Raw genomic sequence first — 13,342 nt, 5'->3', positions numbered from 1 at the left:
CGGCCATGAAAAAACTGAACCTGTCGGAATGGGCGCTGCGCCACCAGTCGCTGGTGCGCTATTTGATGGTGATGCTGATGTTGGCCGGCGTCTGGGCTTACACCCAGCTGGGCCAGAAGGAAGACCCGGAATTCACCTTCAAGGCCATGCTGGTGCAAGCCTACTGGCCCGGCGCCGGCACGCTGGAAATGGAACAGCAGGTCACCAACAAGCTGGAGGAGAAGCTGCAGGAAATGGGCGAAATCGACTTCGTCCAAAGCTATACCAAGCCCGGCGAGAGCCTGTTGCTGATTTCGGTGCGCGAGGACGTGCCGCCCAAGAACGTGCAGCAGCTCTGGTATCAGGTGCGCAAGAAGATAGGCGATATCCGCGCCACCCTGCCGGCCGACATCCAGGGGCCCTTCTTCAACGACGAGTTCGGCGACACCTTCGGCAATATCTACGCCTTCGCCGGCGACGGCTTCAGCTACGAGGAAGTGCGCCAATACCTGGAGGACGCCAAGCGCGAGATCCTGCGCGTGCCGGACGTGGCCAAGGTCAGCCTGCTGGGCGTGCAGGAGCAGCGCGTCTACGTGGACCTGTCCACCGCCAAGCTGGCTTCGCTGGGCCTGGACACCGGCGCGATCTGGAAAGCCTTGCAACAGCAAAACGCGATGACGCCGTCCGGCGTGTTCGAAACCGCCAGCGACCGCATCTGGGTCCGTCCCACCGGCAACTACGCCAGCGTGGAGGCCATCGCCGCCACCCCGGTCACCGTCAACGGCAAAACCTTCCGCCTCGGCGACATCGCCACGGTCAAACGCGGCTATATCGACCCGCCGCAAAATACCATGCGCTTCAACGGCAAGCCGGTGCTGGGCATGGCCATCACCATGAAGGCCGGCGGCGACGTGCTGCGCCTGGGCAAAAACCTGGACGAGGCCATGCGGCAGATCCAGTCCAAGATGCCGGTGGGTCTGGAGATCCACTCGGTGTCGGACCAACCCAAGGTGGTCAAGAACGCGGTGAGCGAATTCATGCGTTCTCTGGTGGAGGCGGTGGTCATCGTGCTGGCGGTCAGCTTCTTCAGCCTGGGCCTGCGCACCGGCATCGTGGTGGCGCTGTCCATCCCGCTGGTGCTGGCGATGACCTTTCTGGCGATGTATTTCTTCAACATCGACCTGCAACGCATCTCGCTGGGATCGCTGATCATCGCGCTGGGCCTGCTGGTGGACGACGCCATCATCGCGGTGGAAATGATGGCGCTGAAACTGGAACAGGGCTGGAGCAAGTTCCAGGCCGCCACCTTCGCCTACACCAGCACCGCCTTCCCGATGCTGACCGGCACCCTGATCACCGCCGCCACCTTCCTGCCGGTGGGCATCGCCAAGTCCAATGCCGGCGAATACGTATTCAGCCTGTTCGCCGTGGTGGGCATCGCGCTGGTGCTGTCCTGGATCGTCGCGGTGGTGTTCACCCCCTATCTGGGCTACAAGCTGCTGCCGGAAAACCTGCAACACCACGAGGCGCACGATGTCTACGACAAGCCATTCTACCGGCGCTTCCGCCGGGTGGTGGAGTGGTGCCTGGAGCGGCGCAAGACTGTGATCGCGCTGACGCTGGCCGCCTTCGTGCTGTCCTTGCTCGCCTTCAAATTGCTGGTGGCCCAGCAATTCTTCCCCTCCTCCAACCGGCCCGAGCTGATGGTGGACATGTGGCTGCCGCGCGGCGCCAGCCATCAGGCCACGGAGCGCGAGGTGGAAAAACTGGAAGCGCTGCTCAAGCGCGACCCGGACATCGTCAGCGTCACCAGCTACGTGGGCAGCGGCAGTCCGCGCTTCTATCTGCCGCTGGATCAGCAGCTGCAGCATCTGAACTACGCGCAGCTGATGTTGATGACCCGCGACGAACATGTGCGCGAAGACGTGAAGAAACGGCTGGAAAAGCTGTTCGACAACGACTTCCCCAATGTCCGCGGCCGGGTGACCCGGCTGGAAAACGGCCCGCCGGTGGGCTACGCGGTGCAATTCCGGGTAATGGGCGAGGACCACGCCAAGGTGCGCGCCATCGCCGCCCAGGTGGAGGCGCTGATGCGCGCGCATCCGTCCACCCGCCAGGTCAACATCAATTGGGGCGAGCAGGTGAAGGCGCTGCGCATCCGCATCGATCAGGACAAGGCGCGCGCGCTCGGCCTGTCCTCGCAGCAATTGTCCCAGCAATTGCAGATGCTGATTTCCGGCGCCGCCGTCACCAGCTTCCGCGAAGGCGACCAGGCCATCGCCATCGTCGCCCGGCTCAATCCGGACGAGCGCAAGAACGTCGCCGGCCTCGGCAATTTGATGATACAAACCAGCAGCGGCCGCTTCGTGCCCGTGTCGCAAATCGGACACATCGAATACCAGCCAGAGGAAAGCATCATCTGGCGGCGCAACCGCCTGCCCGCCATCACCGTGAGCGCGGACCCGGCGGAAGGCGCCCAGGGCGCGGACATCTCTCGGCAGTTGCAGCCCAAGATGCAAGAATTGGAGCGGACGCTGCCTCTGGGCTATCACATCGAAACCGGCGGCAGCATGGAATCCAGCGCCAAATCGCAAAAAGCCATCGCCGCGGTGGCGCCGCTGATGCTGGTGGTGGTGGTGACCCTGCTGATGTTGCAGTTGCACAGCGTGCAGCGCACCATCATGGTGCTGCTGACCGCGCCGCTGGGCATGATAGGCGTGACGCTGACACTGATCGCCTTCAGCGCGCCCTTCGGCTTCGTCGCCATGCTGGGGGTGATCGCGCTGTCCGGCATGATCATGCGCAACTCGGTTATCCTAGTCGATCAGATCGAGCACGATATTCGCGACGGCATCGATCCCTGGCATGCGATTGTCGGCTCCACAATTAGACGTTTTAGGCCTATCATGCTGACGGCATTGGCGGCGATCCTGGCGATGATCCCGCTGAGCCGCAGCACGTTCTGGGGACCGATGGCCGTGGCCATCATGGGCGGGCTGCTGGTGGCCACGGTGCTGACCCTGCTGTTCCTGCCGGCGCTGTACGCGCAATGGTTCAAGATACGGCGGCCTCCGGCCTGACGGCGCCTTGCCGCCACACACAAGCACACAAAACAAACCGAGCAAATAAACACCAATGAACAAGACCCGATTCCGCTCGCCCCTGCTGGGCAGCCTGTTGCTGCTGGGCTTCGCCCTGCCGGTCCACGCTTTCGACCTGGTGGAAGCCTGGCGCGCCGCCCGCGACTACAACGCCGACTTCGCCGCCGCGCGCTCCGACCTGGACGCCGGCCGCGAAAAAGCGCCGCAGGGCCGCGCGTTGCTGATGCCCCAGGTCGGCGCCACCGCCAATTACAATTACACCAATCCGATCGCGCCGGCCGGCCAGGGCCGTTACGACTCCACCACCTACGGCGTCAATCTGCAGCAGCCGCTGTTCGACGTGGGCAAATACACCGGCTATCAAAAAGGTAAACTGGCGACGCAGCAGGCGGAAACCAGCTTCAGCGCCGCCGAACAGCAGTTGATCCTGGACACCTCGCAGGCCTATTTCAACGTGCTGCTGGCCAAGGACACCCTGTCCGCCACCAGCGCCAGCAAGAAAACCTTCCAGCAACAACTGGAGCAGGCCAAGACCGCCTTCGAAGTGGGCACCGCCACCATCACCGACACGCACGAGGCCCAGGCCGGCTACGACGGCGCGGTGGCCCAGGAAATCAAGGCGATCAACAGCCTGGAGCTGGCGGAAAACAATCTGCGCCGCGTCACCGGGCTGGACCCCAAGACCATCCAGCCGGTGCTGGACAAACTGCCGCTGGAACTGCCGACCCCGGCCACGCTGGAAGCCTGGATCGGGCTGGCCCTGCGCAACAGCCTGAGCATCAAGACCGCCGAGCAGGCGTTGGAGATCGCCGACAAGAACGTCACCGAGAAAAAGGGCGGCCACCTGCCGGTGATCAGCCTGACCGCCGGCTACAGCGACACTCAGACCCGCGCCCCGATGCAGCAGCCGCACACCCGCGGCAGCAGCATAGGCGTCGGCGTCACCCTGCCCCTGTTCGCCGGCGGCGGCATCAATTCGCAAGTGCGCGAGGCGGCGGCGCAGCAGGAGTCCGCCAAGGACAAGCTGGAAGCCACCCGCCGCCAGGTGCGCGAAGACGTACGCCGCACCTTCCTCGGCGTCACCAACGGCGCGGCGCTGGTGCGGGCCCAGGAACAGCTGCTGATCTCGGCCAAGAGCAAGGTGGAATCCACCCGCCTGGGCAAGGAGGTCGGCATCCGTACCAATATCGATCTGCTGCAGGCCGAGCAGGCTTACTACTCGACGCTAACCAGCCTGGCCACCGCCAAGTACGAGTATCTGATCGCGCGGCTGTCCTTATCCCAGGCCGCCGGCCAGCTGGATAGCGAGGTGCTGGGCAAGGTCAACGCCGTCATCCGCCGTTAAATCCGCTTCTCCGCGGCCATGCCAACCGGCATGGCCGCCGCCTTCTTCCGCTGCTTTCCGCCCCTCTCCCTCCCCCGCTGACGTCCACGCAACAGGTGTTTAATTTTTTAGGGCATGTGTAGCTTTTTGCTAAACACGAACATAGAATGCCTGAGATGGTCAGACAGCAATAATGAAAGCAAAAAAACCACGGAGCGGCAACCGGCGCCATGACAGACCGGCCCCGTTCCGACACCGATTCGCGGCGGCCCGTCCGATGCGGCGCCGACCGCACAACGTCGAGGAGAGAGCAGATGAGCAATAAGGATTTGATGCAACGCAAGGCCGACGCCACCCCGCGCGGCGTGGGCGTCATGTGCGGCTTCTTTGCCGAGCGCGCCAAGAATGCCGAAGTCTGGGATACCGACGGCAAACGCTACATCGACTTCGCCGGCGGCATCGGCGTCTTGAACACCGGCCATCTGCACGACAAGGTGCAGGCCGCGGTGGCGGAACAACTGTCCCGCTTCAGCCACACCTGCTATCAAGTCGTCCCCTACGAATCCTATATCCGCCTGACCGAACGGCTGAACCAGCTGACCCCGGGCCAGCACGCCAAGAAAACCGCGCTGTTCACCACCGGCGCCGAAGCGGTGGAAAACGCGGTGAAAGTGGCGCGCGCCGCCACTGGCCGCGCCGGCGTCATCGCCTTCGGCGGCGCCTTCCACGGCCGCACCCTGCTGGGCATGGCGCTGACCGGCAAGGTGGCGCCGTACAAAGTGGGCTTCGGCCCCTTCCCCAGCGACGTCTATCACGCGCCCTATCCCAACGCGCTGCACGGCGTGTCCGTGGAAGACTCCCTGCACGGTCTGGAAAAGCTGTTCAAATACGATGTCGATCCCAAGCGCGTCGCCGCCATCATCTTCGAACCGGTGCAGGGCGAAGGCGGTTTCTACGCCGCGCCCAGCGAATGGGTGGTGCAGCTGCGCAAGATCTGCGACGAACACGGCATCCTGCTGATCGCCGACGAGGTGCAGTCCGGCTTCGCCCGCACCGGCAAGCTGTTCGCGATGGAACACTACCCGGTGCAGGCCGACCTGATCACCATGGCCAAATCGCTGGCCGGCGGCTTCCCGCTGTCCGCGCTGACCGGCCGCGCCGAACTGATGGACGCTCCGGCGCCCGGCGGCCTGGGCGGCACCTATGCCGGCAACCCGCTGGCGGTGGCAGCGGCGCTGGCGGTGATCGACGTCATCGCGGAAGAAAAGCTGCTGGAGCGCGCCAACCGTCTGGGCGAGCTGCTGAAGGAAAAACTGCACGGCCTGAAAAGCGCAGTGCCGCAGATCGCCGAAGTCCGCGGACTGGGCGCGATGCTGGCGGTGGAGTTCAATCAGCCCGGCAGCCCGCAGCCTGATCCGGACTTCGCCAAGAAAGTGCAGACCAAGGCGCTGGAATCCGGCCTGATCCTGCTGACCTGCGGCGTCTACGCCAACGTGGTCCGTTTCCTGTTCCCGCTGACCATAGAAGACGCGGTGTTCGAAGAAGCCCTGGCCAAGCTGGAAGCCGCGCTCAAAGCTTAAGCGCCTGTTCAAAGTCCAAGGCCCGCGCCGCCCGGCGCGGGCCTTATCCGACATCTTCCGCGTTGGAGAGCCGCATGTTGAACCTGAAAGACCCCTCGCTGCTGAAACAGCAGTGCTATGTGAACGGCGCCTGGCTTGACGCCGACAACGGCGAAACCATCCCGGTGAGCAACCCGGCTACCGGCGAAATCATCGCCAGCGTGCCCAAGATGGGCAAGGCCGAAGCCGAGCGCGCCGTGGCCGGCGCGGCCGAGGCCTTCCTCGTCTGGAAACGCAAGCCAGCGAAAGAACGCGCCGCCCTGCTGCGCCGCTGGTTCGATCTGGTGATGGCGAACCAGGACGATCTGGCCGTCATCCTCACCTGCGAACAGGGCAAGCCGCTCTCGGAAGCCAAAGGCGAAATCGCCTACGGGGCGTCCTATATCGAGTGGTACGCCGAAGAAGCCAAGCGCCTGTACGGCGACACCATCCCCTCTCCCGGCGCCGACAAACGCATCCTGGTCAACAAGGAGTCGATAGGCGTGACCGCCGCGATCACGCCGTGGAACTTCCCCAATGCGATGATCACGCGCAAAGCGGCCCCGGCGCTGGCCGCCGGCTGCCCGATGGTGGTGCGCCCGGCCAGCCAGACCCCGCTGTCCGCCTTGGCCCTGGCGGCGCTGGCCGAGCGCGCCGGCATTCCCGCCGGCGTGTTCTCGGTGCTGACCGGCGGCTCCAGCGAAATCGGCGCGGTGCTGACCGGCAGCGACACCGTGAAGAAATTCTCCTTCACCGGCTCCACCGAAGTGGGCCGCAAGCTGATCGCCCAATGCGCGGACACCGTCAAGAAAGTGTCGATGGAGCTGGGCGGCAACGCGCCCTTCATCGTCTTCGACGACGCCGACCTCGACGCCGCGGTGGAAGGCGCCATCATCTCCAAATACCGCAACGCCGGCCAGACCTGCGTCTGCGCCAACCGGCTGCTGGTGCAGGACGGCGTCTACGACGCCTTCGCCGAGAAGTTCGCCGCCGCGGTGGCCAAGCTCAAGGTGGGCAACGGCCTGGAGGCCGGCGTCAGCCAGGGCCCGATGATAGACATGAACGCGGTGAGCAAAGTGGAAGAGCACATCGCCGACGCGCTGGCCAAGGGCGGCAAGCTGGTGGCCGGCGGCAAGCGCCACGCGCTGGGCCACAGCTTCTTCGAACCGACGGTGATCACCGACGTCACGCCGCGGATGAAGGTGGCCAAGGAGGAGACCTTCGGCCCGCTGGCGCCGCTGTTCCGCTTCCACAGCGAGGCGGAAGCGATCCAGATGGCCAACGACACCGAGTTCGGCCTGGCCAGCTACTTCTACGCCCGCGACATCGGCCGCATCTTCCGCGTGTCCGAGGGCCTGGAATACGGCATGGTGGCGGTCAACACCGGCATCCTGTCCAACGAGGCCGCGCCCTTCGGCGGCGTCAAGCAATCCGGTCTGGGCCGCGAAGGCTCCAAGTACGGCATCGAGGACTATCTGGAAATCAAATACGTGCTGCTGGGCGGCATCGACCAGTAAAGCGCCGCGCCAATGCGAAACGGGCTGGAAATCCAGCCCGTTTTTTTGACCACTTCAGCCCTACACCTAGTGGAACTTGGCCAAGGTCTCCGACAAGGGGATGCCGGCCTCTTTCAGGCATTCAGCCAGATCGCGCCAGGCCTCGTCGCGCTCAGGCGCCACGTCCGGCGTCACCAGCCACGGCGCATGCGCGGCGGATTCCTCGCGACCCCGCAGGCGGAAGCCCACCTCATAGCCCTGTAATTCCGGCTGATATTCCGCCACCGCCTCCAGTTCCTGCACCCCGCCGGCGCTCGCGGCCAGCAGCGCCGCGGTCACGCCCAGGCGTTTGCGGTTCCAGGCCCGCACGCCGGTCTGCACCGCCTCCCACCAAGGCAGCGGCGCGAACAGCTCGGCCTCGCCGTATTCCATCTCTGCGCCCACCGCCTGCTGCACCAGCGGCATCGCCGCGTCCAGCGCCTTGCGCGCCAGACGGCGCGCCTGCTCCGGCGGCAAAGCGCCGCGCTCCACCAGGAAGGGAATCCAGGCCAGCACCAATTGCGGCTCGTTGGTCTTGCGCGCCGCCTCGTAAGTGGCGCGCGAGGAGTCCGGATCCAGCGGCGCGAAATCGCAGCCGGCGTCCATCACCGGCGCCAATTGCACCAAGTCCTGGCAGGCGCGCTCGTTCAGCATCTCCAGCGTGAACAAGGTGGGAGAAATCCACAATATCGACTGCTCCGGCACCTCCAGCGCGTCCGCCAGCGCCACCTCCAGCCGCTCCAGCTGCGGGAAATGCCACCACACTCCGCCCTGGGCGCGTGAAAACGCGAACGGCAAAGCCCACAGCTCGAACGACACCACGGCGCCGTCCTTGCGCATCACCTCGGGGAAGGCGATCGCGTCGCGCGCGCAATTCACCAGCAACTGCCTCGCGGCCGGCTGGGACAACAGCGCCAACTGCGATTCGGTGAACACCGCCTGATCGCCGGCCGCCAGCGCCATCTGCACCTCGCCCGCCAGCTGCGCCCGGTCCATAGGCTGATCCACCGCGCGCCGCGCCAGTTCCACCAATTGGTTCACCGCGCGGCCGCGCTCCGCCGGCGGCAGCGGCTCGGTGGGGCCGGCGCGCATCTCGCGCGGCACCGGGCCGGCGGCCTCGCGGTCGGCGTAAGCCTTGTGCAGGCGCTGATAAGCCTGCATCGCCTCATCGCAGATCGCCTGCAACTGGCCCACGGTCGGCATCTCGTCTTCATTGCTGAAGTTGAAGTCGAACAAGCGCAGGCGCAGATTGCAGACATAGACCGTCACATTGTCCGCCTCGTCGAACAGCATGGCGCTGACCAGGCCTTCCCGCTCGCGGCCGGGAAAGTCGGTGTCGTCGTCGCCAAGCAGGCGGCAGACAAAAGCCGGCGTTTCCGTGTGAATCAGGTACTCGGAACCTTCCAGGCCCTGATCGTCGACGGCATCACCAAAAATGAAGCGGTTGGGCAAGAACGGCTCGCCCTTGATGCGGGCATTACGCGGCAGGGATTTCATCTGGCAAGCAAATCTATTCAATAAATCAAACACTCATTGTACCTGCCTAGCGGGGCGGCTTGAAGTCCGCCGGCAAAATCAATCCCCGTCCCGCCATTGCGCCAGCGTCCGGCGCTGCCCGCCCGCCGCGTCGAAGTTGTCCGCGGACAGCCAGGCTTCGAAGCCTTGCCGCAAGGTCGGCCACTCCTGATCCAGGATGGAAAACCAGGCGGTGTCGCGATTGCGCCCCTTGTAGACCATGGCCTGCCGGAACACGCCTTCGAAGCGGAAGCCCAGTCGCTGCGCCGCTCGCTGCGAAGGCAGGTTCAGCGCGTCGCACTTCCACTCATAACGGCGATAGCCCAGCTCAAAGGCCTGGCGCATCAACAGATACATCGCTTCCGTCGCCGCCGGCCGACGCTGCAGCAAGGGCGAGAAATTCAGATGCCCGACTTCGATGCAGCCCATGGCCGGATCGATGCGCAGATAGGCGGCCACGCCTAGCGCCTCCCCGCTGACCGCGTCCACGATCGCGTAAAAATGCGGATCGCGCCGCCATTGCTGCTCGGCCAGCCAGCCGTAGTAGTCGGCGTAATCGGCAAACGGCCCGTAACTCAGATAAGTCCAGTTGCGCGCCTCCGCGTCCGCGCCCATCGCCGCGAACAAAGCGGGACCGTGCCGCTCCGCCTGCAACGGCTCCAGCCGGCAGAAGCGTCCCTGCAGATCCGTCTTAGGCGGCCAAGCCGCCTCGCGCCAGTCGGCCACCGGCCATCCCACCGCTTGCCCCAGAGCGTTGGCCTCGCCCGCCTGCGCCATGCCCGTTTCCAACATCGCCTCCCCTTTCAGCATGCGCAGGACACGGCGACGCCGGCGCGCGCCGTGGTCGCGTAGCCATCGCGCACCCACCAATCCAGGCCGCCTTGCAGTTCGCGCACATTGAAGCCGAGACGCGCCAGCTTCAAAGCGCCCTTGGTCGACGCGTTGCAGCCTATGCCGTCGCAGAACGACACCAGGACCGCATCCTTGGGCAAATGCGCGGTGCTCCCCTCATCCATGGTCCGGTGCGGCACGGACACGGCGCCGGGCAGGGTTTCCTTGCGGAAGGCCTCTTCCGCGCGGGCGTCGATCAGGACCAATTTCTCCCCGGCTTGCAAGGCGCTCCAGACATCGGCCGCGTCCATCTCGTACGCCAGCTTGGCGGCGTAAAAATCCTGCTGACTCAACATTTTTTTCTCCTGCGGCTCTGGGAATGCTGTTAGCCTAAGCGACAAGTCATACCCCAAACAGTGCCACCATGCAAAATCTGAAGGAACCACTTTGTCCGCCGAGTGGTTGATCGATTTCCTGCGTCAGCGCTTGCAACGCCAGGGCGCCGAAAGTTTGGCGCGCCAGCTCTACCGTTTATTGCGTGAACTGATCCGCGCCGGTCAGCTGGCCGGCGGCGCGCCCTTGCCCGCCAGCCGCGCGCTGGCGGCGGAGCTGGCGCTGGGCCGCAACACCATTCTCAACGCCTACGAGCAACTGGCCGCCGAAGGCTATCTGGAAAGCCGCCACGGCTCCGGCACTTATGTCGCCGCCCTGTTCAGCCCCAGCGCCTCGCCGCCTCAGCGCGCTCCGCAACACCCGGGGCTGTCTCAGCGCGGCCAACGCGTCTCCGGGCAGTGCTCGCTGCCCACCGGGCTGGCCGGAGCCTTCGCCCCCGGCACGCCGGAACTGAAGCAATTCCCCCACGCCCAGTGGCAGCGTTGCCTGCAACAGCATATCCAGCGTCCGCAACTGGATCATCTGCATTATCGCCACGACGGCGGCCTGCCCGAGCTCAAGCGTTCCCTCAGCCAATACCTGTATCTATCCCGCTCGGTTCGCTGCCAGCCGGAGCAAATCGTCATCATCCAGGGTGCGCAACAAGGGCTGGAATTGCTCGCACGGCTATTGGCCGACCCCGGCGACGCCGCCTGGGTGGAGGACCCCGGCTATAGCGGCGCGCAAGCCGCGCTGCGCGCGTCGGAATTGGACATCGTCCCGATCCCGGTCGACGCCCAGGGCATGGCCCCGACGCCCGCGCATCAGGCCGCGCCGCCGCGCCTGATTTACATCACGCCGTCCCACCAATACCCGACCGGCGTCGTCATGTCGCTGGCGCGGCGGCTCGCGCTGCTGCAATTAGCCAAACAGCACGACAGCTGGATCATCGAAGACGACTACGACAGCGAATTCCGCTACGCCACCCACCCCATCGCCTCCCTTCAAGGCCTGGCCGACAGCGAACGCGTCATTTATCTCGGCACCTTCAGCAAAGTGATGTTTCCGGCGCTGGGCCTGGGCTATCTGATCCTGCCGGAAGAATTGGTGGAACCGTTCCGCCGCGTGCAGGCGCGCTTGTACCGGGAAGGCAATTATCAGGTGCAGGCGGCCTTGGCCGATTTCATCGAACAAGGCCATTTCGCCCGCCACATTAAACATATGCGCGAACTCTACCAACTGCGGCAACAACTGCTGCGCGGCACCCTGCAGCGCGCCTTGGGTGACGCCCTGCCGCTGTCCGCAGGCGAAGCCGGCCTGCACTTGGTCGCGCAACTGCCGGACGGCTTCGACGAAGAGGAACTCAGCCAGGCCGCCGCCCGGCAGCAACTGTGGCTGCGCCCGCTGGCCAAGCACTTCATCGGACGGCCGGACCGCAGCGGGCTGGTGCTGGGCTACGCAGGCGTGGAGGAACAGGAACTTCACGCCGCCGCGCTCAAGCTGGCGGCGCTATTGGAAACGCGATGGAAATGAAACCGACTTTGCTGGTCAGCGCCTGCCTGCTGGGGCAGCCCGTGCGCTACGACGGCCAGGCCAAACCGCTGGCCGAACGGGACTGGGCGCGGTTGCGCCGGGATTTCACCCTGATCTCCGCCTGTCCCGAATGCATGGGCGGGCTGCCCACGCCTAGGCCGGCGGCGGAACTGCGCGGCGGCGACGGCGCGGCCGCCTTGCACGGCCAGGCCACCGTGGAAACCGCCGCAGGCGAAGACATCAGCGCCGCCTTTCTGCGCGGCGCCCAGGCATGCCTGCGTCTGGCGCAAGCCCATGGCTGCCGACAAGCGCTGTTGAAAGCCAACAGCCCCTCCTGCGGCACGCGCCGCATCTACGACGGCGAGTTTTCCGGCACGCTCAAGGACGGGGAAGGCGTGGCCGCCAGCCTATTGCGGCAGGCCGGCATCGAGGTTTATTCGGAGGAAGACATGGCGGAACGGCTGAGAGCGCCGGCGAGCTGAACGCCGCCGGCCCCCTATCGACGGCGCTTACAGAAACTCGAGGCGGCCGCCGCTCAAATGGTACATGGCGCCGGCGATCTTGATCCGGCCCTCCTTCTCTAGCTTGGCCAGCACATCGCTGCGCTTGCGGATCTGATCGATGGTATGCAGCACATTGCTGCGCGCCACCGCATCGACAAACTCCGCGTTCTTGCTGCTGCGCTCGCCCTCGTAGCGGGTCTGCGCAATCGCCGGGCGGATGCGCGCCAGCAAGCCGGTCAGATTGCCCAGCTCCACATGGTCTATCGCCCCCTTGATCGCCCCACAGGCGGTATGCCCCATCACCAGCACCACCTTGGCGCCGGCAACCGCGCAGGCGAACTCCATGCTGCCCAGCAAGTCGTCATTCACCACATTGCCGGCCACCCGGGAATTGAAGGTGTCGCCTATGCCGGCGTCCATCACGATTTCCGCCGGCGCGCGCGAGTCTATGCAACTGAGCACCACCGCGGCGGGGTATTGCCCCTCGGCGCTGGAACGCTTTTGCGCCAGGTAATCGTGCTGCATCGGCTTGCCGGTGCGGAAACGTTCATTGCCCTTGGCCATCTCCGCCAGCACCTGCTCCGGCGTCATCGCGTCCCGCTGCGTCTTGCTCAAAGACGCCGCGTAAGCCACACCGTTCACGCCTCCGTTGGCGCCGATGGCAAATAGCGCCGCCGCGCCCAGCGCGGTTTTCATCACCGTCCGCCGGCCGATGGTTTCGCCGCAATGGCCTTCCCGACACAGATGCTCGCTCATTCGCGTCCTTTCCTAGTGCAGTGGTATAAAGTTTTTTAATTTTATTCAGTAACTATTTATTTAGATGATCACCGGCGACTTAGTTCATCAAACCCGCAATTAAGACATGGGTATGGCGTTTGCCGCATCGGCACCCAACAACAAGCCAGGAAAAGAGAAGGAAAACGGAAGATAAGGAGAAGCGGCGGCTCCGTCCAGACGCAATAAAGCCTCCCTTTGGGGGAGGCTTCTGTGTCGCCATTCAACAGCACAATGCATAAAGCCCAGCTCGTGTGAGCTGGGCTTTGCAATGGGG

At 64.9% G+C, this 13,342-nt stretch carries 11 protein-coding genes; 6 read left to right on the top strand and 5 right to left on the bottom strand.

What is annotated here, in order from left to right:
* The first annotated feature begins 5 nt into the window (after window positions 1–5).
* The 4 genes from ACODRW_RS20785 (at window position 6) to ACODRW_RS20770 (ending at window position 7,519) form a co-directional block, all read left to right on the top strand.
* On the top strand, window positions 6–3,059 hold the full coding sequence (locus tag ACODRW_RS20785) for an efflux RND transporter permease subunit (protein WP_488906594.1): 3,054 nt from the start codon (window positions 6–8) through the stop codon (window positions 3,057–3,059).
* Window positions 3,060–3,114: 55 nt separating this feature from the next.
* A complete protein-coding gene (locus tag ACODRW_RS20780) occupies window positions 3,115–4,425 on the top strand; it encodes a TolC family outer membrane protein (RefSeq protein WP_488906593.1) in 1,311 nt (436 codons plus the stop codon).
* Between the two features lie 293 nt (window positions 4,426–4,718).
* Entirely contained in the window at window positions 4,719–5,984 is a 1,266-nt protein-coding gene (gene gabT / locus ACODRW_RS20775; protein ID WP_107798045.1) for a 4-aminobutyrate--2-oxoglutarate transaminase, read from the top strand.
* 74 nt (window positions 5,985–6,058) lie between these two features.
* On the top strand, window positions 6,059–7,519 hold the full coding sequence (locus ACODRW_RS20770) for an NAD-dependent succinate-semialdehyde dehydrogenase (protein ID WP_488906592.1): 1,461 nt from the start codon (window positions 6,059–6,061) through the stop codon (window positions 7,517–7,519).
* A 66-nt stretch (window positions 7,520–7,585) separates the two neighbouring features.
* On the opposite strand, the gene ACODRW_RS20765 is transcribed toward ACODRW_RS20770, so the two are convergent.
* The 3 genes from ACODRW_RS20765 to ACODRW_RS20755 form a co-directional block, all read right to left on the bottom strand.
* Window positions 7,586–9,034, bottom strand: a complete 1,449-nt coding sequence (locus tag ACODRW_RS20765; RefSeq protein WP_107798043.1) for a hypothetical protein — start codon at window positions 9,032–9,034, stop codon at window positions 7,586–7,588.
* A gap of 78 nt (window positions 9,035–9,112) precedes the next feature.
* The gene (locus tag ACODRW_RS20760; protein ID WP_488906591.1) at window positions 9,113–9,844 is read right to left on the bottom strand and encodes a GNAT family N-acetyltransferase; all 732 of its coding nucleotides are present in this window, start codon (window positions 9,842–9,844) and stop codon (window positions 9,113–9,115) included.
* Window positions 9,845–9,855: 11 nt separating this feature from the next.
* Window positions 9,856–10,239 (bottom strand): rhodanese-like domain-containing protein, encoded by a 384-nt coding sequence (locus ACODRW_RS20755; RefSeq protein ID WP_253315086.1) that lies wholly within the window; start codon window positions 10,237–10,239, stop codon window positions 9,856–9,858.
* 91 nt (window positions 10,240–10,330) lie between these two features.
* Here ACODRW_RS20755 and pdxR point away from each other — a divergent pair, with 91 nt between their 5' ends.
* The gene (gene pdxR, locus ACODRW_RS20750) at window positions 10,331–11,788 is read left to right on the top strand and encodes a MocR-like pyridoxine biosynthesis transcription factor PdxR (RefSeq protein ID WP_488906590.1); all 1,458 of its coding nucleotides are present in this window, start codon (window positions 10,331–10,333) and stop codon (window positions 11,786–11,788) included.
* Window positions 11,785–12,270, top strand: a complete 486-nt coding sequence (locus ACODRW_RS20745; protein ID WP_488906589.1) for a 2-thiouracil desulfurase family protein — start codon at window positions 11,785–11,787, stop codon at window positions 12,268–12,270. The genes pdxR and ACODRW_RS20745 overlap by 4 nt, the downstream gene beginning before the upstream one ends.
* 27 nt (window positions 12,271–12,297) lie before the next feature.
* Here the strand turns inward: ACODRW_RS20745 and ACODRW_RS20740 are convergent, their stop codons facing one another.
* Together ACODRW_RS20740 and ACODRW_RS20735 are read right to left on the bottom strand one after the other, a co-directional pair.
* Complete coding sequence (locus ACODRW_RS20740; RefSeq protein WP_107798039.1) at window positions 12,298–13,047, bottom strand: carbonic anhydrase family protein; 750 nt, start codon at window positions 13,045–13,047, stop codon at window positions 12,298–12,300.
* Window positions 13,048–13,146: 99 nt separating this feature from the next.
* On the bottom strand, window positions 13,147–13,342 hold a 196-nt coding region (locus tag ACODRW_RS20735), incomplete at its 5' end, for a hypothetical protein (RefSeq protein ID WP_488906588.1).

Source organism: Chromobacterium sp. FG89 (genome assembly GCF_057808735.1).
This window is presented reverse-complemented; position numbering and strand designations above follow the sequence as displayed.